This is a genomic window from Uliginosibacterium sp. sgz301328 (assembly GCF_041807905.1).
In the GTDB taxonomy this organism is placed as follows: domain Bacteria; phylum Pseudomonadota; class Gammaproteobacteria; order Burkholderiales; family Rhodocyclaceae; genus JBGVSA01.
The window spans coordinates 42,487-65,890 of sequence record NZ_JBGVSA010000005.1 but is presented as its reverse complement, the minus strand read 5'-3'; the positions used below and the strand labels follow the sequence as shown (position 1 = coordinate 65,890).

General features: G+C 66.5%; 18 protein-coding genes. 5 read left to right on the top strand and 13 right to left on the bottom strand.

All coding sequences use genetic code 11. The annotated features are described in order from the left end of the window. Positions 1-10: 10 nt before the first annotated feature. The 11 genes from ACDA63_RS05345 to ACDA63_RS05295 form a co-directional block, all read right to left on the bottom strand. Entirely contained in the window at positions 11-1,915 is a 1,905-nt protein-coding gene (locus tag ACDA63_RS05345; RefSeq protein ID WP_373662162.1) for an XrtA/PEP-CTERM system amidotransferase, read from the bottom strand. Positions 1,916-3,510: 1,595 nt separating this feature from the next. Further along, on the bottom strand, positions 3,511-4,650 hold the full coding sequence (locus ACDA63_RS05340) for a TIGR03088 family PEP-CTERM/XrtA system glycosyltransferase (RefSeq protein WP_373662161.1): 1,140 nt from the start codon (positions 4,648-4,650) through the stop codon (positions 3,511-3,513). Continuing rightward, positions 4,647-6,179: an exosortase A gene (gene xrtA / locus ACDA63_RS05335; RefSeq protein WP_373662160.1), complete on the bottom strand. Its 1,533-nt coding sequence runs from the start codon at positions 6,177-6,179 to the stop codon at positions 4,647-4,649. The genes ACDA63_RS05340 and xrtA overlap by 4 nt, the downstream gene beginning before the upstream one ends. After that, complete coding sequence (locus ACDA63_RS05330; RefSeq protein ID WP_373662159.1) at positions 6,179-7,411, bottom strand: TIGR03087 family PEP-CTERM/XrtA system glycosyltransferase; 1,233 nt, start codon at positions 7,409-7,411, stop codon at positions 6,179-6,181. Before ACDA63_RS05330 ends, xrtA begins: the two co-directional genes overlap by 1 nt. Continuing rightward, a complete protein-coding gene (locus ACDA63_RS05325; RefSeq protein WP_373662158.1) occupies positions 7,408-8,454 on the bottom strand; it encodes a FemAB family XrtA/PEP-CTERM system-associated protein in 1,047 nt (348 codons plus the stop codon). The genes ACDA63_RS05330 and ACDA63_RS05325 overlap by 4 nt, the downstream gene beginning before the upstream one ends. 11 nt (positions 8,455-8,465) lie before the next feature. Further along, positions 8,466-9,305 carry an XrtA system polysaccharide deacetylase gene (locus tag ACDA63_RS05320; protein WP_373662157.1) on the bottom strand — a complete coding sequence of 280 codons (840 nt, stop codon included), beginning with the start codon at positions 9,303-9,305 and terminating at the stop codon, positions 8,466-8,468. A 113-nt stretch (positions 9,306-9,418) separates the two neighbouring features. Beyond that, positions 9,419-10,513 carry an XrtA/PEP-CTERM system-associated ATPase gene (locus ACDA63_RS05315; protein WP_373662156.1) on the bottom strand — a complete coding sequence of 365 codons (1,095 nt, stop codon included), beginning with the start codon at positions 10,511-10,513 and terminating at the stop codon, positions 9,419-9,421. Positions 10,514-10,527: 14 nt separating this feature from the next. After that, positions 10,528-12,066, bottom strand: coding sequence for a TIGR03016 family PEP-CTERM system-associated outer membrane protein (locus tag ACDA63_RS05310; protein ID WP_373662155.1), 1,539 nt, complete (start codon positions 12,064-12,066; stop codon positions 10,528-10,530). A gap of 4 nt (positions 12,067-12,070) precedes the next feature. After that, a complete protein-coding gene (locus ACDA63_RS05305) occupies positions 12,071-13,015 on the bottom strand; it encodes an XrtA-associated tyrosine autokinase (protein ID WP_373662154.1) in 945 nt (314 codons plus the stop codon). A 14-nt stretch (positions 13,016-13,029) separates the two neighbouring features. Beyond that, complete coding sequence (locus ACDA63_RS05300; protein WP_373662153.1) at positions 13,030-14,568, bottom strand: XrtA system polysaccharide chain length determinant; 1,539 nt, start codon at positions 14,566-14,568, stop codon at positions 13,030-13,032. A 100-nt stretch (positions 14,569-14,668) separates the two neighbouring features. Then, complete coding sequence (locus ACDA63_RS05295) at positions 14,669-15,247, bottom strand: XrtA/PEP-CTERM system exopolysaccharide export protein (RefSeq protein WP_373662152.1); 579 nt, start codon at positions 15,245-15,247, stop codon at positions 14,669-14,671. 392 nt (positions 15,248-15,639) lie between these two features. On the opposite strand from ACDA63_RS05295, the gene ACDA63_RS05290 reads away from it, so the two are divergent. From ACDA63_RS05290 to ACDA63_RS05270, 5 genes are all read left to right on the top strand, one after another. After that, positions 15,640-16,608: an EDSAP-1 family PEP-CTERM protein gene (locus tag ACDA63_RS05290; protein ID WP_373662151.1), complete on the top strand. Its 969-nt coding sequence runs from the start codon at positions 15,640-15,642 to the stop codon at positions 16,606-16,608. 75 nt (positions 16,609-16,683) lie between these two features. Next, positions 16,684-18,333, top strand: a complete 1,650-nt coding sequence (locus ACDA63_RS05285) for an FAD-binding oxidoreductase (protein ID WP_373662150.1) — start codon at positions 16,684-16,686, stop codon at positions 18,331-18,333. Continuing rightward, on the top strand, positions 18,330-19,556 hold the full coding sequence (locus tag ACDA63_RS05280; protein WP_373662149.1) for an ABC transporter permease: 1,227 nt from the start codon (positions 18,330-18,332) through the stop codon (positions 19,554-19,556). Before ACDA63_RS05285 ends, ACDA63_RS05280 begins: the two co-directional genes overlap by 4 nt. Next, positions 19,553-20,764, top strand: coding sequence for an ABC transporter permease (locus tag ACDA63_RS05275; protein ID WP_373662148.1), 1,212 nt, complete (start codon positions 19,553-19,555; stop codon positions 20,762-20,764). Before ACDA63_RS05280 ends, ACDA63_RS05275 begins: the two co-directional genes overlap by 4 nt. A 67-nt stretch (positions 20,765-20,831) precedes the next feature. After that, entirely contained in the window at positions 20,832-21,623 is a 792-nt protein-coding gene (locus ACDA63_RS05270) for a PEP-CTERM/exosortase system-associated acyltransferase (RefSeq protein ID WP_373662146.1), read from the top strand. A 10-nt stretch (positions 21,624-21,633) separates the two neighbouring features. Here ACDA63_RS05270 and ACDA63_RS05265 read toward each other — a convergent pair whose 3' ends face one another. Together ACDA63_RS05265 and ACDA63_RS05260 are read right to left on the bottom strand one after the other, a co-directional pair. Beyond that, the gene (locus ACDA63_RS05265; protein WP_373662145.1) at positions 21,634-22,545 is read right to left on the bottom strand and encodes a sensor histidine kinase; all 912 of its coding nucleotides are present in this window, start codon (positions 22,543-22,545) and stop codon (positions 21,634-21,636) included. Continuing rightward, positions 22,538-23,188: a response regulator transcription factor gene (locus ACDA63_RS05260; RefSeq protein ID WP_373662144.1), complete on the bottom strand. Its 651-nt coding sequence runs from the start codon at positions 23,186-23,188 to the stop codon at positions 22,538-22,540. Before ACDA63_RS05260 ends, ACDA63_RS05265 begins: the two co-directional genes overlap by 8 nt. Positions 23,189-23,404: the final 216 nt, after the last annotated feature.

Genomic DNA, 23,404 nt, shown 5'->3' with positions numbered 1-23,404 from the left:
GTCCCCACTCTCAAGCGATCGCGGCCGCACCCTGGCGGCGCAGGAAGGATTCGAACATCAGCAGGCTCCAGATCGAAGCGCTGTAGTCGCGCCGCCCCGACTGGTGCGCATCGACCCACTCGTGCAGGGTCGCCGCATCGAACAGCCCCGTATCGGCCAGCACCGGCCCCAGCAGCGCATGGCGCACGCGCTCGCGCAGCGGCCCGCGGAACCAGCGCGCCAGCGGCACGGCGAACCCCATCTTGGGCCGGTACAACACCTCGTGCGGCAGCATCGGTTCGAGTGCGCGCTTGAAGACGTACTTGCCTTCGTTGCCGCGGATCTTCAGGTCGCTGGGCACGCGCGCCAGCCATTCGACGAGTTCGTGATCCATCAGCGGCTCGCGCACTTCGAGCGAATGCGCCATCGAGGCGCGGTCGACCTTGGTGTTGATGTCGCCGACCAGATAGGTCTTGAGGTCGAGGTACTGGATCAGGGCCAGCGCGTCGTCGGTGCCGGCGCGCAGGGCGTGGCGGTCGAACACTTCGATGCCGTTGTAGCCGGCCAGGCGCGAACGGAAGGCATCACTGTAGAGTTGCTGGCGCTGCTCGTCGCGCATCACCGATACGGTGTGGAAATACGCTTGCACCGCGCTGCGGGTGAGCGCCTGGAAACTCGTCTTGGCACGGAACACGCGCGGCGCCCAGTCGGCTTTCGGATACCAGCGTCCCAGCATGCCGAACACCGGGCGGCGCACGCCCAGCGGCAGCGCGCGGCGCATGCGCTCTTCCATCAGATGCAGGCGATGCCGGCGATAGCCGCCGAGGCTTTCGTCCGCGCCATCGCCCGACAGCGCCACCGTCACATGCCGTCGCGCCAACTGGCACACGCGCCAGGTCGGGATGGCGGAACTGTCGGCGTACGGTTCGTCGTACAACTCCGCCAGCGTGTCGAGCAGGTCGAAGTCGTCGCTCGCCACCTGTTCGACGTGATGCGCGGTGCGGTAGCGCTCGGCCACCATGCCGGCGAATTGCGATTCGTTGAACGACGGATCGTCGAACGATATCGAGCAGGTCACCACCGGCGAGGCCGACAAGCCGGCCATGGTGGCGACCACCGCGCTGGAATCGACGCCGCCCGAAAGGAAGGCGCCCAGCGGCACATCGGCAATCATGCGCAGGCGTACCGATTCGGTCAGCCGCTCGATGATCCCGCGCGCGGCTTCCGCCTCGTCGATGGCGATGTCGGGGGCAAAGCGGACATCCCAGTACTCGCGCGGCGCCGGTACGCGCTCGCCAGCGCGCAGCGTGAGCGTATGTGCCGGCGGCAGCTTGGCGGCGGACGTAAAAATGGTACGCGGTTCGGGCACGTAACCGAGCGCGAAATACTCTTCCACACACTGCGGGTCGATATTCCGCGACAGGCCCGGGTGCTGCATCAGCGCTTTGAGCTCGGAGCCGAACAGCAGCATGCCGTCGGGCAGCACCGCGTAGAACAGCGGCTTCACGCCCAGGCGATCGCGCGCCAGAAAGAAGGTGCGACGGTTGCGGTCCCACAGCGCGAAGGCGAACATGCCGCGAAAGCGCGCCACGCACCCTTCGCCCCAGGCTTCCCACGCGTGGACGATGACTTCGGTGTCGCTGTGCGTGCGGAAGACATGCCCCAGCGCTTCGAGCTCGGGCACCAGTTGCTGGAAGTTGTAGATCTCGCCGTTGAAGACGACCACCACCGATTCGTCTTCATTGAACAGGGGCTGGAAGCCGCCCTCGACGTCGATGATCGACAGGCGACGATGCGCCAGCGCCACGCCGGGCTCGAAATGAAAGCCAGCGGAGTCGGGGCCGCGATGCGACAGTACGTTGCTCATCCGTTCGACCAGTCCGCGAGGGGCCTCGCGCGTACCGACGGTGTCGAACATGCCTGCTATGCCACACATGCCATCGCCTTCCAGTTTGAAGCCGGTTGATGCCACGCGCCGGACGTGAGGCGCTCGCTGTTGAGGGTGTTGCCGTCGCCCGTACCGGCGATCTGTCTGGGTGTTCTCCCGTGGATTACAGCGCGTTTGCCTGGCGTTCGCCGTGCAATGCGCCTCGGTTGGTGTGATTCTCTGGCGCTTTGGCGCCTTTACAGGGCGCCTCTGCCCTTGCGGGCGGCTGGTCATTGGGTGTTTTGAGGGCCGTTGCGGCTGGTTTTCTTGGCGGCCACAGGGGGGTTACGGGGTTGAACGGAGCGTTATCCGCCATGGCGGTTTCTTCGGGTTGGGCTGATTGAAAAGCCCTTTTTTGCCTTTTGGCTGGTTGTTCGAGCTTGGTCTCGACTGTTTGAGTGCGTTGACCGGGAGTTCGCCCCGGCGGGCGAGTAACTTCTTTGTTATCGATGTATGGACCGGAGACATAGGTAACACCTGTACGGGGACATGGGTAACGCTTTCGGGGTTGTTCAGATCGACCTCGGAGAAAGGGCCGTAGGGCGGAAGGGCGAAGTGTCATCCGCTATTACGTTCCATGAGCGCCGCGCTGAAAGGCCCTTTCTTGTTTGGGGCTTCGTTTTTCTAGGCCTGGTCTCGACTGCTGGGGTACGTCGGCCGGGAGTTCGCCCCGGCGGGCGAGTAACTTCTTTGTTATCGACAAAGAAGTCACCAAGAAAGCGACCCCACAGCGTCGTCGGCCTGCGGCCCATCCCCTGCGCTGCGCGGTCGAGAAGGCGGTGCGGCGTTCGTCGCTACGCTCCTCAAACAGTCCTCGCCGACGGCTACGCCGCAACCTTCTCGCCCTGTGCTGCTCGGAGACGCTGAATGGGGTGCCCACGCCACGCAGCATGGTTGTTCGGGCGAAAGGCAAAAAACCCCTCGCTTCTACTTCTTCGTGCTCCCGCTAGAGCTTGTACCAATTCAACATCCTCACTGATGGAGCGATGTCGTCAGTTCGCGAACGGCGGATGGCGCTTCGCTTCTCCGCCCGACGCACTACCGCGACATCTGGAATCTCGCTGCGCCTGCTGCATGCGCTTTGCGGTACACGCACGGTGCGCCACACACGATGAAGAGGCTCTAGCTCCATGCACTTCGAGGTGTTTGCTATGGCCGGCCCCTTCTGAGCCGCCGAGCAACGCAGGCAAGTCAGGTTGCCCACGTAGCGGGCCGGCGAGGACTGTCTGGGGAGCGCCCGCGACGAGTTCCGCAGCCGCCTGACTTGACGCGTAGCGCAGGGAACCACCCGCAGGCTGGCGGCGATGCAGGGGTCGCTTTCTTGGTGACTTCTTGTCGATAACAAAGAAGTTACTCGCCCGCCGGGGCGAACTCCCGGCCAACGCACCCAAGCAGTCGAGACCGAGCTCGAACAATCAGCCCCCAAGAAGCAAGAAAGGGCTTTTCAAGGAAGCCGCCACACAGGGAGCGCCGGCCCCTGTCGAGACGATGACCCGCTCGTCGAGCACCAATAGTCGAGCCTGCCAAGGGCCGCACGCCCCACCGCGGCCATTCGGCTGCGCCGGCTGATTCGGCCGCCGAGCATCGACAAGAACCGCGCCGCTCTACGTCCCACTCAGCAAGCGTTGATACAACGCGTCATACCTCCCCACCATCGCATCAAGACTGAACGCCTGCTCGATCCGCACGCGAGCGGCGATGCCCTGCCGCTCGCCAATCCCTCGTTGCCCCGCATACCTCGCCATGCAGCGCGCCAGCGCATCCCGATCGGCCGCAGGGACGAGCGCGCCCGTCACCCCTTCCTCCACCAACTCGGCGTTGCCCCCTACCCGCGTGGCGATCACCGGCAGGCCGCAGGCCATGGCTTCCAGTACGGTGTTCGAAATGCCCTCCGCCAGCGACGGCAGCACGAAGCAATCCATCCTTCGCATCAACGCCGGCACATCCTCGCGCTCACCCGCCAGCCACACCAGCCCTTCCAGCGAAGCATCGCGCACGGCTTGTTCGACTTCGGCGCGCAACGGACCTTCGCCGACGATCATCAGCCGCGCATGCGACATGTCGCCGTGCGCGCGCAAGGCGGCGAAGGCGCGCACCAGGCCGACGTGGTCCTTGACCGCCTGTAACCGGCCCACCGTGCCGAATACGTAGAGCGCCGGGTCGTCGAAGGGGAATCCGGCCGGCGAGACTTCGTGCCGCGACGGCGCAAAGCGCTCGGCGTTGACGCCGTTACAGATGAGCGAGCGGCGCTGCGCGGCGACCTTGATGGGGCCGGCAAGATAGGACTCGAGGTCCTGCGACAGGGCGATGTAGTGCGTCACGAAAGGCTTGTAGGCGCGACGCACCCATTGGTAGGTGCGATTGGTGCCGTCGGGGTCGGAAACATCGCGGCCGTGCTCGCCGTGCACGCGCACCGGCACGCGCGCGGCCCAGGCGGGGGCGTTCATTTCGAGCGCGGCAAGGTTGCGGGTGTGGGTGACGGCGGGCGCCAGCTTGCCGAGCAGGCTGTACATGCGCGGGAACAGCGTCGCGCCGTGGCCGGGTTTTTTGTTCAGCGCGATGTACTCGATGTCGGGCCGCGTGATGCGCGCGCAGAAGCTCTCGTCGATATCGGTCAGCGACACGATGGCGTGCCGATAGCGTGTCGCCGGCAGCCGGTTGATGAGGTTGACCATGCCGTTTTCCAGCCCGCCCACGCGAAAGCTGTAGACGATGTGCGCGATCAGCGCCGGCCCGCCGTTCATGGACGCGCCCCGGCAAGGGCGGCGTCGATGCCGTCGCGGTGGGCGCGCATGAAGTCCGCCAGCGCCTGGCGCGCGACCGTCGAGCCTTGCGTCATGTCGCTCACCACGAACACGGCGGCGCCATCGTCCGGTTGCCGCATGAGGCGGTCGCGGAGCAGCGCCAGCTTGGCCCGCTGATCGGACAGCGTCGTCTCGCCATCCCCGAGCCACAGCCAGTGCCACACGGCCGCGCGTTGGGCGCCGGCGATTTCGGTGTACTGCACTTGCAGGGGCTCGCCCGCCACGGGTGCAGCCTCGGTCTGTGCGCCAACGATGCGCCAGACGTTGCTCTCGCCCGGGATGAGGCGGTTGCCCCATTGCACGAGTTCGCGCCCCGGCGCCTGCGCGGCGTAGTAGTAGATGTGCAGCGTCACCAGCGCGTCGCCCTTGCGATACGAATGCACGAGATGCGCGCGCGCGCCCTCATAGACCGGCTGCCACGGCACGGTGGTATCCGCCGTCTGCCAGCCGTCGCGTGCGGCCGGCGCTTGCAATGTGATGGACGTGGCTTGGCGCGGCGCGGCGAGCACCGCATGCAGCGGCAGCCACACGCCGCTGACGATGAGCACCGCGGCCAGCATGAGCGCATGCCGGGCCACGCTTGCCGTGCGCGGCGCAGGCGCCGTCGCGGCAACCAGCGGCATGGCGTCCTCGCGCCACCATGATCCCACCCAGAACAGCAGGAAGATCACCACGCCGAAGAACAGCCAGCCGTAGATGAGGTGATCCACGCCGGCGGCGATGCGGTTGTCCGAGAGATAGCCCAGCATGACGATCATGTACGCGCGCAGCCAGTTGGCCACGAGCGGCACGACGATGGCGGCGGCAAAGAACAGCACGCGCCGCAATGCGCTGGTGTAGTTGAGGTAGGCGAACAGCGCGCCGACCATCACCGACGCGATGAGATAACGGATGCCGCTGCATGCCTCCACCACCGACCACGCGCCGTTGGGAATGATGAAGTACAACCCTTCGCGATACACGGGTACGCCGCTGGCGCGAATCGCCGCCACGGCGAAATCGGCCGTGTGCTGCATGAGCGTGGGCACGAGGAATTCGCCGAAGGGCACGGCAAAGAACACGAAGGCCAGCGGGAACAGGACCGCCCATGCCGCGCGATGCCCCCAGCATGCCCACACCGCGCACACCGCCATGCCGACCACGCCGGCCTGCATGGCGGCGTTGACGTCCGCCGTGCGCCCGACCAGCCACAGCGCGCCGCACAGCGCGAGCGGCACGAGCGCGCCCCAGGCCGGCGCGAAACCCGCGCCGAACAGGCTGGCCCGCGCGCGCCAGATCAGGAACAGGCTGATCGGCAGCACCACGAAGCCGTGGGCGAAGGTGTCCGAGCGATACCAGATGCCGACCATTGCAGCGACGGTCGGCGCATACAGCGCCAGCACCCACAGCACCGCCGCACCTGCCAGCCACAGCGGCAAGCGCGAGCGCTGTGCGCTCATGAGCGAGGTGGCCTGTTCGTCGGGCGCCATCAGAGCGCAACCTCGGCGGGCTGGCGGAACGCCACGGTCTCGCCCTCGATGAGGGCGTCGAAGCGTGCGAGGTTGGCCTCCCAACTGTAGGCGGCGAGCACGCGCGCTCGCGCGCGCGGCCCGAGGCCCGGCAGGTGCCCGTCGAGCACGCGCCCGATCTGCCGCAGCCAGGCTGGCACGTCGCTGGCGAGCAGCCACTCGTCGCCTTCACGCGCATCGATGCCGATGGCCGCCTGCGGCGACACCACTACCGGGCGCGCCATCGCCATCGCTTCGAGCACCTTGTTCTGGATGCCGCGCGCCAGTCTCAGCGGGGCCACCGCGACCACCGCGTGTGCAAGATACGGCCGCACGTCGGGCACGCGGCCGGTCACCACGATGCCGTCGCGACCGTCGAGCGCTTTGACGCTCATCGCCGGATTCATGCCGACGATATAAAACGACAGATCGTCGCGCTGCGCGCGCAGGCGCGGCCACACTTCGCCCACGAACCATTGCACGGCGTCGATGTTGGGCCAGTAGTCCATGGCGCCCGTGAATACCACCGCGCACGTGCCCGGCTGGTAGGGATCGGGCAGTTGCTGCACGGGCGAGAAGAACTCGGCGTCGACACCGTTGCTCACGCCGTGGATGCGTGTGCGCGCGTCGGGCACGAGCGCACGCAACAGTTCGGCCTCGGCATCCGACACCAGCACGCTGGCATCTGCCCGGCGCGCAGTGGCGGCTTCGAATTCGGCCAGACGCCGCCCTTCGCGGCGGTACAGCCAGGCCAGGGCACCACGGTGATCGTCGGCGTAGCGGCTCCACTTGGCGGAGTCGACATCGACGAAGTCGACCACGCAACGCACGCCGTCGGCCTGCGGCGCGTACTGCGCCATCGATGAAGAAAACACCACCACGCGCCGGATATCGTGCTCCGCCATGACGCGGCTCACCCACGCTTGCAGGCGCGCCGAGCGGTAGTACGGCAGCGACAGCGCCTCGCTGCCGAACAGGCCGGCGAGCGAACGCAGGCGAGCGAGGCGTGGCGACAGGCCAATCACCTCGACCTCTTCGCACCACGCCTGGAGCGCGCCGACGTGCTGCCAGTCGTCGTCATCGTCGATGAAGGTGCCGAGGAAGACGCGGTAGTTGCGCGCGAGGTGACGCAGCAGATTGTGCGAGCGCACCTTGTCGCCCTTGTTCGGCGGAAAGGGGATGCGATGCACGAGGTAGAGGAGCGCCGGCTTCATCCCAGATTGCGCACGATATGCGGCCCGAGCGTGTTCGCCACCGGCAGCGGCAGGCGCTGCCACAGCGCGATGAAGGCGCGGAACTTGGGGTTCATCGGGTTGTTCTGCGGCACGCTGTCGCGGCGATAGAGCACGTATTCGTACGACAGCGGCGCGGGTGTGAAGCCCCAGTTCTTCTTGAAGTGGTACGGACCCGTGCCGAGCTTGCTGCGCCCGTAGTCGAACACCGTGCAGCCGCGCTCGAGCGCGCGCCGCATGAGTTGCCAGTACTTGAAATCGTTGGCGGCCAGTTCGCGCGCCGTGGTCATGTCGCCGGCGTAATACGGCAGGATCTCGTCGCGGAAGTAGAACGACAGCACGCTCGACACGGGCCTGCCCTGCCCGTCGGTGACGGTCATCACTTCGCAATCGTTGCCGAAGGTGTGCATGAGCGCTTCGAACCACCGACGCGGCATGGCCGGCGTACCGTGGCGGCGCACGTTGTCGGCATACACCGCGAAGAAACGGCGCGCATCGTCGTCCCGCGCGGCATGCAAGCCATTGGCGATGCCCTTGCGCACCATGGCGCGCTGCTTGCGCGGAATCGCCAGCAGGTTGGCCTCTTCGTCGGCTTCGAGCGTCTTGCGGAAGGTGACGTACAGGTCCTGGTTCGGCCAGTCGGCGTGTGCGGCCTGCAGGTTGCGGTATTCGAGATGCTGCACGCCACGTTCGCGGGCCAGCGCATCGGCGTGGGCTTCGAGCGCGCCCCGCGCGTCGGCGTCATCCGCCACGATGCCGCCGTAGGCCGCGAAGGGCATCGAGCTGAGTGCATGGCCAAAGAGGCGGCTCTTCACCTCCACCAGCGGCAGCACGCCGACGATGCGCCCGCCGCGCTCGGCATAGACGTGGTGAACCGGGTGCCTGAAGACCGTGGCGATGAGGCTGCGCCACGCCGACAGATGGAAGAACGTCGCTTGCGCATTGCCGCGCACGTAGGCATCCCAACGCGCGTTGTCGCTGTCGTCGAGCGGACGTACCCGCACTTCGGTAGTGGTTGCTTGCATGTCGGATGGATTCAGTGTGCCGCTTCGATGAAGACCTCGTCGATGCGCCCCCACTGGAAGTCGCTCAGCAGGCGCGACAGCCGCGCCTCGGTCTTGTCGAGGTTAATGTAGTGGCGAAATTTCGAACGCGCGTCGGCATCTGTCACACGCGGCTGCTCGGGATCGATCTCCCACGGATGGAAGTAGAAGATCGCGGGGCGGTCATCGCCCTCGTTGACACGCTGGATGCACCAGCGCGACATCGCGTAGGGCAGCAGGCGGAAGTATCCGCCGCCGCCCGCGGGCCAGTTGCGGCCAAAGGCGCGCACGGTGCTGATGGGGATCTCGACCAGGCCGCTGTCGTGCACGAACGGAAAGCGCGGCGCGTCGGGCTGGCCGTAGTGGTCGTGCCGCACCGGGTACACGCTGGAACTGTAGCGATAGCCCGCTTCGCGCAGGCAGTCGTGCGCCCACGGGTTGCGGGCCGAAAACGAGAAGCTCGGCGCACGATAGCCGCGCACTTCCACGCCGGAAAGGTCTTCGAGCACCATCTTGGCAAGCTGCACGTCTGCCAGGAAGGCTTCGCGCGTCTGGTCGGATGCGCGCTCGTGGCCGTATCCGTGGCTGGCCAGTTCATGGCCTTCCATGACGATCAGCCGGACCAGCTTGGGGTAGCGCTCGGCCACCCAGCCCAGCGTGAAGAAGGTCGACTTGGCCCCGTATTCGTGCAGCAGTGCGAGGATGCGATCGACGTTGCGTTCGACGCGGCACTCCTGGTCGTCCCACTGCGCGCGCGGAAAATGCGGCGCCAGCGCGGACACCTGAAAGTAGTCTTCGACGTCGATCGTGAGGGCGTTGATTCTGGGGTTCATATCGGGGCCGTCCTTTCGACGGGCGCGAACAGCACGCGTCGTACTAGTGTAGGCGGGCGCTTCTGTGGCGCCTTCAGTGCAATGCTGGCGCCGGCCGCGGCGCCGGGAACGATTCAGGCGCCGTTGGCGCTTTTCTTGTCGGCGCCGGCATCCGGCTCGCGCGCCGCTCCAGTCTCGTACAGCAGCCCCATGAGCGCGGCCAGCGTCGATTCCAGTCGCGCCACGCGCTCTTCCAGCCGCGATGCCTGAAAGCCGGCGGCCACGTCGCCGAGCCTGCGCACGGTGTCTTCGTCGTGGAACAGCGCATCGAGGTCGAGACCGTCGATGGTGATTTCCGGCAGATCGTTGCGTGCGGGCGCCAGCGCCGTGACCGTACCGACAGGCGCGAGCACGGCGGGCTGCTCTTCGCGGATCTCGCGGATCACCTCGTCAACCATCGCGTCGGTCAGCGTGTGCTGCTCGGAGAGAAAGCTGGCCAGCAGGATGCGGTCGCACAGCGTGTTGATGCGGCGCGGCACGCCGCTGGTGAAGCCGAATATGGCCGCATGCGCGCTCGGTTCCAGGCGCGGATCGCCCCGCCAGCCGACATGGCGCAGACGATGTTCAATGTAGGCGCGCGTCTCTTCCGCATCCATCGGGCCCAGGTGGTACGAGGCGATCACGCGTTGCCGCAGTTGCTGCATGTGCGGGCTCTGCATGGTCTCGCGGAATTCCGGCTGACCGACGAGAAAGCTCTGCAGCAGCGCGTGGTCTTCGAGCTGGAAGTTCGACAGCATGCGCAGTTCTTCCACCGCGCGCGGGGTCAGGTTCTGCGCTTCGTCGACGATGAGCAGGGCGCGTTTGCCCGATGCCGTCACGGCCACCAGGAAAGCTTCGAGCGCCAGCAGCAGGTCGGCTTTTTCGATGCCCTTGGAGGGAATGCCGAAGGCGGCGGCCACCAGCCGCAGAATGTCGTCGGCGTCGATCTGCGTGCTCACCAGATGAGCCGCGACGACCTTGGATTCTTCGAGCTTCTGCAGCAGGCTGCGCACCAGCGTGGTCTTGCCCGCGCCGATCTCGCCGGTGATGACGATGAAGCCTTCGTTCTGATGCAGTCCGTATTCCAGGTAGGCCATGGCACGGCGGTGCCCCCGGCTGCCGTAGTAGAAGCTCGGGTCCGGGTTGAGCTGGAAGGGCTTGGCGGAGAATCCGTAGTACGACTCGTACATGGTGGCCTCGGATCTCAGAAGCGATGGAACAGGGTGGCAGCCACCACGTTCTCGGTGTAGGCGCCCGTTCCGGTCTGCCGCGTGTAGCGGTAGCTGAGCAGCACGTCGGTCTGCGGGCTGAGCTTGCGATCGAGCGTCAGCGCCGTGCTGGTGGTGCGGCGCGAGGCGGTGTCGACGTCACCCGTGCCGCCCTCGCCGCGTGCGCGTGAGTAGTTGATCGAGGCAAACAGCGTCGAGACCGGCGTCACGCGGCTGGACCACGTGGCGTTGTAGCTGGTCTCGTCGGTGGACTCGAAGAACGCCAGGTCGCCGCCGCCGCTGACCACGCCGCTCTCGTCGAGCCGGCGACGGTTGGTGTGCGACACGGTGAGCGTGATCTTGTTGCGCACGCCGCTCAGTACGCCAGAGATATATTCGCGCCGCTCGAGCGAGTACTGGCTCGACAGATACGACAATTGCATGAGGTCGTACGGCGTGATGCCGCGCGCCGCGAGCTGGCGCAGCACTTCGGCCGAGCGTTCGGTGGCATCGGGAATGCTCGCACGCAGCGCAGAATCCAGCGCGAGAAAATCCGGCGAAAAGTTGTAACCGTTGACAGTGCTCGACGACGACCAGTTGTTCACCTCGCGCGACGCGCCGGCCTCCAGCGACGACATGCGCCAGCGCTTCGACAGTCTCAGGTGGTAGCCCGTGCCGAAGAACCGGTGCGACACGTCACCCGAGAACGACATCGTCGGGCTGATGGCCCAGTCCAGCCCCATGCCGTAGTTGGTGGTCGTGACCGAATCGGCGCCCTGGTAGTTGTTGCGCTCCTGCCCCGCGAAGACCTGCGCGGTGGCGGTGTTGCTCAACATGTGCGAGAGCCACACGCGGTAGCTGTTGTTGCTCACGTCCTGCGTGGCGTCGTTGGTGTCGCTGCTGTATTCGCCATTGATCGACGCGCCCCAGCCCGTCTTGCCCCATGCCGTGCTGTTGGCGATGGAGGCGTCATAGCTCTGGGTGGTCTGCGTGGACAGCGCCTCGGAGTCCGAGTCCGAATACTCGTAGCGGTAGCGCGCCTGCACGTCGATATCGCGTCCGAGGTGCCAGGTGCCGTAGGGGCTGACCGAGAACGTTCGCACGTTGCTGCGATTGTTGTCGCTGTTGTAGCCGCGCGTGTTCTGCGCCCCGAACATCGATGTGTTCTGCTGCGTCATGCCGGCGTTGGCTTCGACCCACACGCGCTTTTCGATGGCTTCGATGCGGCCCCGCGCATTGAGCAACAGCGAAGAGTTGTTGTCCTGCTCGCTGTCGGCGTGAAGGTAGTTCTGCCACGAGGCCCAGACGTCGGCGTCGGTGCGCGCGCCCTTGCCGTAGAAGCGCACGCCGGGCGTGATCTCGGTGATCCAGTCGGAGCGGGCGTCGGGCGCGAGGTTGACGTTGTCGGTCCAGGTCTCGCCGACACGCAGTGAGGCTTCGCCATGCCAGTTTTCGACGGCCAGGGCCGGAGTCACCACGAACGCGACCGAGATGGCCAGCGCTATGCGCCGTGGTGCGCAAGGTGGATGCGTCATCGTGTCAGCGGCCGCTCTGCGCATATCCATAGGGTGCGTAGTAGCCGTAGTAGCCCCCGGGGCCCGGCTCACGCGTTTTGTTCATGAGCATCATCTTCACCGGGCAGGATTCGATGGTGGACAGCGCCTGCTTGACCATCGAATGCGTGGTGCGCCCGGCTTCGACGACCATGACTATCTGCCCCATGTGCGTCGCCAGCACGCGTGCTTCGGTGGTGACCAGCAGCGGGGGCGAGTCGAATACGATGATGCGATCCGGGTACCGGATGGCCATCTCTTCGAGCAGGCGCGCCATGGCGTCTGACGCCAGCAGCTCGGTGGCTCGCTGGTGCGGCATGCCGGCCGGCAGGATGGCGAGCTTTTCGATGTTGGTGCGCAACAGCACGTCCGGCAGTTCGACCTGCGGCGAGAGCAGTACGTCCATGAGCCCCGGCGCGGGCGGCAGACCGAGCAGGTTGAGCACCGAGGGGCGCGAGACGTCGGCGTCGACGAGCAGCACGGTGTGGTCCAGCTCCATGGCGATGGACAGCGCCAGGTTGATGGAGGTGAAGCTCTTGCCTTCGCCCGGCACCGAACTGGACACCATGATGAGGTTGGGGTTGCGCATGGCGCCGCCACGCCCGGCCACGTTGCGCAGGAGCGGGCGCTTGATGACGCGGTACTCCTCGGCCAGCATGCTGCGCGGGTTGAGCGGCGAGATCATGCCCATTGAGCTGAGGCGCTCGAGGTTGATTTCGATGCGGCGGCTACCCGGCAGCGTGGTGGCAAGCGGCTCGTCGTCGCTTTCTGCGGGCGCGGCCGCGGGTGCGGCTACCGGCGCCGCCACGGCGACCGGTTCGGCCAGTGGTGGCGTGGGCACCGGCGCGGCGGCGGCTTCGGGCGTGTCTACGGTGACGCCCGCGCGCTTGAGCTGGTCCAGGCGCTCGACTGCTTTTTCGATGATGCTCACGTCATCTCCTTCCATCAACCCAGCACGGCGATGACGATCGTCAGCGCGCCGAAGGCCGCCACCAATGATCCGAATGCGCCAGCAAAGGCAAAGTAGCCTCTGCGTTCGCGACTGATGCGTTCGGGATTGGGCGTCAGCGATACCGATCCGAGGATCGGCAGGCCGGTGAATTCGCGCAGCGCGCGGGTATCGAAGAAGGTGGGCCGCAACTGCGAGACGAGCAACGCAAAGGCGATCCCCACGCCGATGGCCAGCAGGCCCACCAGCGGCATCAGCAGCGAGCGGTTGGGCGCGGCCGGCTTGGTCGGCACCGAGGGCGGATCGATCAGCCGGAAGTCGGCCACGCCGGTGGTCGCTTCCATATCCACCGAGATCGCCGCCGATTCGCGCCGCGACACCAGCGTGTCGTAGTTGCGCTTGTTGATGTCGTAGTCGCGGTTGAGCTGAGCGTATTCCTGCTCGACCTGCGGGCCGAGCTTCATGAAGTCGCGCAACTGGCCCACCCGTGCCTGGTATTCGGCCACCCGCGTGCGCAGCGCCGCGACGCTGGCTTCCGATTCGTTGAGCGAGACCTTGAGTTGCTGGTAGACCGGGTTGCCGTTGACGTTGCCGATCTGCGTGCCGGCCTTGCGGCGTGCCTTGATCTCTTCGGCGCGCTGCGCTTCGAGCTGAGCGATCACGCGGCGGGTGCCGACGACGTCCGGGTGCGCTTCGGTATAGACGCGCAGCAGGTCGTCGAGGTTTTTCTTGAGCGCTTCGATACGCGTGTCGATCTCGGGGATCGACACGCCGGACGCGCTCGGGCTGTCCGGCAGCAGCACGGTTTCTTCGCCGGCGAGCTGGCGCTTGATGGCGTCCCGCGAGTTCTCGGCTTCGCGCAGCTCGAGTTCGGAGGAGCGCAGCTTCGCCATGGTGTCGCCGATCTGGCCGAGCGCGTCCTTGCCCCCTTCGCCGAGCAGCGACAGGTTCTTGAGCTTGAAGTCCTTCAGGCGCGATTCGGCTTCGTCGAGCTTCTGCGCGTAGTTCTTGATCTGCTCGTCGATGAAGCGGCGGGCCGAATCGGTGTCCTTGCGCTTATCGCCCAGGCCGGATTCGACGAAGATCGACACCAGCGACTGCACGACGCGCTTGGCGCGCTCCGGGTTGGTGTCCATGTAGGCCAGCGTATAGAGGTTGTCGCGCCCGGTACTCATGATGCGTACGCGCGAGGTGACGTCCTCGATCAGCTCGTCGCGCTGGCGGCGGGTATTGGTCGCCAGATCGAGGTCCGCCATGCGGATGAGTTTTTCGATGTTGGGACGCGAGATCAAGGTGCGCGACAGGATCGCCACCTGCTGGTTGACGTCCTGCGGGATCGCCAGCCCGGCCATGAGCGGTGCGAGCACCGACTGCGTGTCGACGAAGATGCGCGCGCTGGCCTCGTACTTGGGCGGCAACGTATAGACGACCACCGCGCCCACCAGGCCGACGATCCATGCCAGCGCCATGCCCCACCAGCGGTACGCCCAGGCGCCCCGCACGTATCCCCACAATTGCCGCAACAACTCGTCCATGTCGTTTCACCTGCATCGAGAAGGGATGCGGCAGGCGCTCGGCCCTGCGCTCCGGTCACCGCCGCATCCGTGCGGCGGCACGCTTCACAGATATGTGCGGTCAGAACCAGCTTTGCGGGATCACCAGCACGTCGCCCGGCTTGACCTCGACGTTGGCCGAGACATCGCCGTTGCGCAGCAGATCGGTCAGCCGCACGCTGTACTGCTTGTTGCCTTCGGAGGTGCGCAGGATGGTGGCGTGGTTGCCGTCGGCGAAATCGGTCATGCCGCCGACGGCGATCATCACGTCGAGCAGCGACATCTTCTGGCGATAGGCCAGCACCTGCGGTTTGGTGGCTTCGCCCACCACGCGGATCTGTTCGCTGTACGGGCCGACGAAGCTGGTCACGATGACGGTCACCACCGGCTCGCGAATGTACTTGGAGAGCGACTTTTCGATGTCGCGCGCCAGCGCGCTGGCGTCCTTGCCCGCGGCGGGCAGGTCCTCGACCAGCGGCGTGGTGATCTTGCCGTCGGGGCGCACCGGCACCGACGTCGACAGTTCGGGGTTGCGCCACACGGCGATGCTGACCTGATCGCCCGGGCCGATGATGTAGTTGTATTCCGGCGACGAAGCCGTGGCCGGCGCAGCCGGATAGGTCTGGGCGCAGGCCGACAGCACGATGGCAGCCAGGGCCATGATCGCCATCCGCCAGGCTTTGACATACCCATTCAACGACGCAAACGACATCTCACACCTCCAGAATTTGGTAGTTCGGACCGTCCGATTCGATCGCGCATGTTACCCGCATGAGAAAACCGGCCGCGCGAAAAATCACACGCTCGGGGCTGCATCGCCCTGACGGGCAATTCATCGTTTGGGGCTGCTTGTATAGGAATGCCCGGCGAGCGCGCAAGCCCCCTGCCCCACAGGACGACGGCCCCGCCGGCGCACTGTCGCCCTGCTTTACACATGACGTTCCCCACCCCGCAAACGGCCAGACAAGCCATTGTTTTACCGACATTTTTCAAACTGGCATGCAGACTGCTTTATGTCGGCACCGATTGCAGTTCCTGTGGAGACCCTGACAAATGAAACTCAAGACTCTTGTAGCGGTGGCAGCCCTGGCCGCCCTGCCTGCGATCTCGCAGGCGGGAGTATTGGCCCAGAGCATTCTATTCATCGATGGCTTCAAGCTCTCGCAAGGTGATGGCGCACTGGGCGGCGGCACCCAGCTGGATACGTCGACCACGGTGCTGGTCCAACGCGTGGCCAACTCGGGCGACGTGCTGGCTAACCTCAATGGCGTGTCCTCGACGCAGGGCGCCCTGGTGACCGACACCAGCGGCTTCAATATCAATGCGCATCAAGGCTCGCCTTATACGGCTTTCTCGCCGATCACTGCCGCCCCGCCGAACGTCGTCTCTCCGGGGCAGGGTTTTGCCAGCAACCACGCCATCCTAAGCGGCAACTCGCTGGACTTCTCGTCGGGCGCCAATGGCTGGACGGATGCCACCGTCGGCCTGGGCAGCACCGGCGAAGGCAGCGCGCAAGGCAACATCGGCGTGGTGGCCCGCGCCATCCTCGACGTGCAGAGCCCGATCCGCCTGCAAGTGTCGTTCAACGCCCGCGCCTTCCAGCGCAACCAGGTCGACGCCCTGGGCGGCAGCGGCCTGGCCGTGGCCCAGAACAACCAGATCGTGTTCCAGGTGACCCTGTCGCGCATCGACCCGAACACCGGCGTGCTGACCCAGGTCTTCACGTGGTCGCCGGACGGCAACGCGACGTCGGTGATTGGCGGCACGGAATACGCCGACCCGTTCTCGCTGAACCAGACACTGGCCACCGCGTTCCCGGGCGAGAACTTCACGGTGAACCATCTGGCGGGCGGCTACTTCGAGCTGGAAAGCAACCTGCTGGCCGCCGGCCTGTACCAACTCGACATCAGCCAGAAGGTGTCGGCCGACGCAGTGTTCATTCCCGAACCGGCCAGCCTCGCGCTGATGGGCCTGGGCCTGGGCGCCCTGTGCCTCGTCCGCCGCCGCAAGCACAACGCTTGATGCCGGCCGACCCGGCCTCCGCAAGGCAATCGGAAGGCTGCCACCGCAAGGTGGCAGCCTTCTTTTTCGCTCCCTATGCCACTGCGCGCGCCTGAAGCTTTCTTCACCCGGCTCGCCAATGCCGGCATTCCCATCGATGCGGACCCCGATCGACTGGCCCGCGCCACGCAGAACATCACCACCCGCGAACAGCCGCTCGCCGGTCGCGTCACCCCCCGCACGGTTGACGAGGTGCGCGCGGTGGTTCTCGCCGCTTTCGATACCAACGTCCCGCTCTATCCAGTCTCCACGGGTCTGAACTGGGGATACGGGTCGCGCTCGCCGGCGACGGCCGGTTGCGTGCTGGTCGATCTGTCAGCCATGCGGGCCATCCGCAACGCAGACGATATCGGACCGGACAATCCGGTGGCGATCATCGAGCCGGGCGTCACGCAGGGGCAATTGGCCGACTATCTCGCCGAGCACGTGCCGTCGGTGTATTTCAACGTCACCGGATCGGCGCGCGAGACCAGCGTGCTGGGCGCCTCGCTGGACCGGGGCGTGGGCTACTTCGGGCCGCGCCGCGACGACGTCTTCGGCCTGGAGATCGTGACGGGCACGGCGGAATTGCTCTACACCGGCCTGCGCCGGCTCGGCGAGGATTCGCCGATCGCCACCTGTCACCCGTACGGACTCGGGCCGCAGCTCGACGGTCTGTTCTTCCAGGGCAACTACGGCATCGTCACGAGCGCCTGCCTGCGCCTGCGTCCCCGGCAGGCGTGCCACGTGGCGGTGTCGATCGGCATCCCGCGCGAAGACGATCTGCCGGGCGTGATCGACACGCTGGCTCATCTCAAGCGCGGCGGCGCGCTGCCCGCCGTCACGCACATCGGCAATCGCGCGCGCACGCATGCGACGCTGCATGAGAGCGTGGTGCGTTTTCTCGTGGATGAATGCGGTGTGGCGCCGGGCAACGCGCCGGCCGAAGCGGACGACGTATTGCGGCGCGTGGCGCCGCACCCGTGGACCGGCCTGGCGGGCATCGCCGGCACGCGCGCCCAGGTGCGCGCGGCCATACGCGCCATACGCGCGGCGCTGGGCCGAAGAGCGCAACTGCGCGTCGTGACGGACCGGTTGCTCGACACCGCCATCAGCCTGCGTGGTGTGCTGGGCCGTATCGGACCGTTGCGCCCCCTGGTGGCTGCCGCGGTGGCGACCAAGCCGCTGCATGGATTGGCCACCGGCGTGCCGTCGAGCATTGCCGTACGCAACCTGATGCTGAAGTTCGGCAGCGCTGCGGACGCGCCCGTCGGCGAACTGGACACTTCGCGTTGCGGACTGATGTACATCTGCCCCGTGCTGCCCTTGCGCGGCATGGCATCGGTCGGGGCACTGCACAGGCTGCAAGGCGTGGCGGAGCGCTTCGGGCACACGCTGTACACGACACTGAACATCGAAACCGATCTGACACTGGTCGCTGTGATCAACCTGCTGTTCGACCGCGGCGACGCTGCCGACACGGCACGCGCGCAGGAATGCGCCGATGCGCTGCTGGCCGACATCGAAGCGCAGGGCCTGTCGGTATACCGTGCCCGCGCCGACATGATGTCGTACATCGCGGCCGACACGCGCGGCCATTCGCAAGCCTTCTGGCAGCACGTGGCGGACCTCAAGCGGGTGTTCGACCCGCGCGACATCATCGCTCCCGGGCGCTACAACCGTGTGCTGCGCGAGGATCGGCCATGAGCCTCGCGCACGACATGCAACTGGCCGCGCGCAACCTCACGCGCAGCCCCGGGCGCACTTCGCTGGCCGCCGTCACCATCGTGTGCGGCATCGCTGCGTACGTGCTGGCGGTGGGCTTCATCGACTGGATCTTCGTCGCCATGCGCGACAGCGTGATCTATTCCAACCTCGGCCACTTCCAGATCACGCGCGGCGCATATCTCGAAAAGGGCCTGGCCGACCCGTACCGGTACCTCATCGCGCCGAACGACAAGGCCCTGGACGGAGTGCGTCGGCAACCCGGCCTGGAAACGCTCGCCCCGCGCCTTGCCGTCAGCGGGTTGATTTCGGTCGGCGAACACTCGGCGGGTTTTCTCGGCGAGGGCATCGATCCGCAGCGCGAAGCGGCAATCGGGCGCGAACTGAACATGGTGCAGGGGCGGCGGCTGACACAGCCGAACGAGTTCGCCGTGATCGTCGGCGAAGGGCTCGCAGCCGCCATCGGTGCGCGCGTGGGCCAGCGCGTGGTGCTGCTGGCGCATACCGCGAACGGCAGCCAGAACGCCGTCGAGTGCACCGTGGCGGGCATTTTCTCGACGTCGACCAAGGCCTACGACGATGCTTACCTGCGCCTGCCGCTTGCCGTTGCGCAGCAACTGGTTCGCACGCAGGGGGCAACGAGCTACGTCGGGCTGCTCAATGACACCGACGCGACCGACGATGTTGTCGCGGCGTTGCGCACGCCGCTGAAGGACGCCGGCCTGACGATCACGCCGTGGCATGCGCAGGCCGATTTCTACACCAAGACGGTGGCGCTCTTTTCGCGGCAGTTGGCGGTGATCCGCGTGATCATCGCGCTGATCATCCTGCTGTCGATCGCCAACACCCTGTCGATGAGTGTTGCCGAGCGCACCTCGGAGATTGGCACCACGCTGGCGGTCGGCACCCGTCGCCGCGACGTGCTGCGCCTGTTCCTCGTCGAGGGCGTGTTGCTCGGCGTCGTCGGCGGGATCGTCGGCATCGCGCTGGCGGCCGCGCTGGCGGCGCTGCTGTCGCGGATCGGCATTCCGATGCCGCCGCCGCCCGGCATGGCGCACGGCTTCACCGGAGAGATTCGGTTTTCGTGGGGCGTAGCGCTGGATGCGCTGCTGCTGGCGATGCTGACGACGCTGGTGGCCAGCGTGCTGCCGGCGTGGCGCGCCTCGCGCATGAATATCGTCGACGCGCTGAGGACCGGGCGATGACCTGGACGCTGGCCCTGCGCAACCTGCTGCGCCAGCCTGCGCGCTCGCTGACGACGCTGTTCGCCATCGTCGTCGGCGTCGCCAGCCTGATCCTGTCGGCGGGCTTCGTGCGCGATATCGTCGCGCAGTTGGGCGAGGCCTTCATCAGTTCGCAGACGGGCCACATCCAGATCGCCGTGCCGCAGTACTTTGCCAGCGCCAATCGCGCCACGGGCGAGGTGCTGCTGCATGACGCCCCCGCTTTGCGCAAGGCTGCGAGCGCGGTCCCCGGCGTGGCGGACGTGATGGGCCGGCTGTCGTTCTCGGGCGTGCTCAACAACGGACGCCGCGACTATTCGATCCTCGGCTTCGGCGTCGAACCCGCGGCCGAGTCGCGCCTCGGAACGGGCCTGCACATCGTGGCCGGGCGCGACCTGACGGCGACGGACGAATTCGGAGCGCTGCTCGGAGAGGGGCTCGCCACCGCGTTGGGCGTCGGGCCCGGTGAGCCGCTGACGCTGCTGGCCAGTACGCCGGACGGTGCGATGAACACCATCGACGTCGAAGTGGTCGGCACCTTCCGCAGTTTTTCGAAGGACTTCGATGCGCGCGCGCTGCGCTTGCCGCTCCGCGCGGCACAGACGCTGCTCGACACCGACGGCGTCAACGTGCTGGTGCTGCGGCTGGACGAGACCGCGCAGACCGACCTCATCGCGCAGCGACTGCGCCAGCAACTTGGCCCGCGTCTGGCGGTGCGCGAGTGGCATACGTTGTCCGATTTCTATGAGAAGACCGTGGCGCTGTATCGCCGGCAGTTCGGCGTGCTGCAGTTGATCGTGCTGGCCATGGTGCTGCTGAGCGTGGCCAACAGCGTGAACATGAGCGCCTTCGAGCGCATTCCCGAGTTCGGCACGCTGCGCGCATTGGGCACGCGCAACGGCGCGCTGCGCACGCTCATCCTCACTGAAACGCTGGTATTGGGGCTGGTGGGCGCAGTGCTCGGTGCGATTGCCGGCATGGGGCTTGCACGGCTGGTTTCATTCGTCGGCATACCGATGCCCCCTGCGCCGGGGTCGGACGTCGGCTATATCGCGCATATCAGCCCCGCGTTCACCGATGTCGCCAGCGCGGCGGCCATCGGTCTTGTGGCAACGGTTCTGGCGGGCATTCCGCCTGCGGTGCGCTGCGCGCGCCTGCCCATCACCGACGCGCTGCGACGGGCCATTTGAGAGACAGGCAATCGACGTGGCGGCGCATCCTCCGCGCCGCCGGGACAACACAGAAGGAGCACGCACGATGCTTCCGGAAAACAGTCCGCAAGGCACACGGCTCGGCGATGGGTTTGCCAGCCGCTTCGAGATCGTGCCGGCGTTGGCAGAGCGCACGCGCGATGAGGTCTACTTCATCCGTCACGACGTCTATTGCCGCGAACTGGGGTTTGAACCCACCCGGCCGGACTGCCGGGAGTGCGATCAGTACGACAGGCAAGCGGTGCACTGCCTCATGCGCACGACCGCCGACACCGGCCATCGCCTCGTCGGCTGCGCGCGCGTGGTGCTGACCTCGCCCGAAGACCGTGATCGTCCCCTGCCTTTTGAACTGGCCTGCCGCAACACGCTGTGGCGCGGCAACACGATCGATCCGGCGCGCCTGCCACGTGATCGCATCGCCGAGGTGTCGAGGCTGGCGATCATGCATGAGTTCCGCCGACGGCGCGGCGAGGAGGCGCGGGACGTCAGCATCAAGGCCAGCGACTTCGGCTCGACGAGCCATCCGCGCTTTCCGTTCATTCCGGTGGGGTTGTATCTGGCGGCGGTATCGATGGCCGCGCGTTGCGGGGTGGAGTACATCTTCACGCTGACCGAGCCGCGCCTCGCGCAACACTTTGGCCGGCTGGGGGTGAACATCGCGCCAATTGGCGGGCCGGTGGAACATCGCGGCATACGCATTCCATCGGTCATGCACGTGCCCGAGATCATCCAGCAGATCCGGCCGTCGATTCAGCCGATGTGGCAGGCTGTCACGCGGCAGATCGACATGGGCTACCGACAGTACCAGGACGAAACGCGCGTTGGGCAGACCGGGTAGGCCGTTGCCCCTATTGCGAGGCGCGCGCCACGCGCGGCAGCGACAACGAGAACACGCTGCCCTTGCCGGGCACCGAGCGCACGGTCAGCTCGCCTCCCATGCGGCGGGCGATGCGGAAAGCCATGACGAGGCCCAGCGCACGATCGTCGAAGCGCTTGCCGTAGGGCGAAAACGGCTCGAACAAATGCGCGAGCTGCGACTCGGGAATGCCCTCGCCCGTATCCCACACCTGGATCAGCACACGTCCTTCGCGCGCCCGACAGCCGACCAGCACGCCGCCCCCTTCGGATACGGCTACGGCGTGCGCGATCAGCCGGTCGAGCGCGCGCGCCAGCTGTGGCTCATCGGCGAGCACGCGCAGGCGCGTGTCGACATGACGCAGGTGAAGGCCGTGGTCGTGGGCATCGTCCAGGTGATTGGCGACGGCTGCCGACAATAGCGCCCGCAGGGAGACAGGGCGTTCGGCAAAGTACTCGCGGTCGGCACTCAGCCGCGCCAGTGCCATGACTTCCTCGAACAGTGTCGACAGGGCCTCGGCGGAAGCTTCGAGGTTGTGGCCGATCTGGCGTGCCGGCGGCGGCAGGTCATGCGTATTGAGTGTGGCGGCAAACAGGGAGATCGCCTGCAAGGGCTGGCGCAGGTCGTGTCCGGCGGCGGCGATGAAACGCATGCGCTCGTCGGCCTCTTCGTCGGGCAGCGCAGGCCCCGCCGCTGCGGGCGCGGATGCCGTGCGCGCGTCGGCTTCAACGGCGTCGGCGGCCTGCCCATGCCGCGCGGCGGCAAACAGCCACGCCACGGCAACCCAGATCACGATGACGCACAGCCAGCCCCACCATGTCAGGGGCTCGGCGGCAGCCAGCGCGACACCGGCCGCGGCGGCCAGCGCCATTGCGACGCTGCCGCGCGGCAATGCATCAGGCATCTTCTGCGGGCATCGAGAGGTTAAGCGTCTGCCCGACGAGGATGGCCTGCGAACGGGTCGATACGCCGAGTACGTGGTAGACGGATGTCAGGTGCATCTTGACCGTTCGCTCGGACAAATCCAGCTTCTTGGCGATTTCCTTGTTCGACAGGCCTTCCATCAGGCAGCACAGCACGCGCTCCTGCTTGGGCGACAGGCGTGGGCGCGGGCGGGGCTCGCTGCCGGGCGTACGGTGGCGCTCGCCGTTGTCATCGAAGAAGCGGCGGCCGGCCAGCAGGGTGCGTACGCCGTCGACGAGCGCGGCCGGCGCCATCGACTTGCTGATGAAGCCTTCGACGTCCGCTTCGCGCGCCAATTGCCGGTAAATGGGCGCGTCCTGCCCGGAAAACACGGCAACCGGCACGCCCGGCGCTTCCTTGCGCACCACGCCGAGGAGGCGCAGGCCGTCGCTGTCGGGCAGTTTCAGGTCGAGCAGGACCAAATGGAACGCCGTACCGCCACGCAACGCCGAAACGGCCTCCTGCGCGGATGCGGCATGGTGTATCTGGCCCCCGGACAACAGGGGTTCGAGCATGGACGACAGCGCGTGCTGCAGGATCGCGTGGTCATCGACGAGCAGAATATTGCGGACGAATGGATTCATTGCGGCGACGCCAGTCCTTTTCGATTTGGGTATGCGCGCAAGCGCCAGGCCAGGCCTTGTGCGCCGAGCCCCTGAGGCTCGCCACCCACGACTTTTCCCCCGAGCGGTGGCGATATGCCGATATGTGTATCAGCAAGCTCCCACATTCTGACATCCGTCTTGCCTTGATGCACCAGTGCACCGGCATATTCGGACCCGTCCGCCCGGATTGCGGGG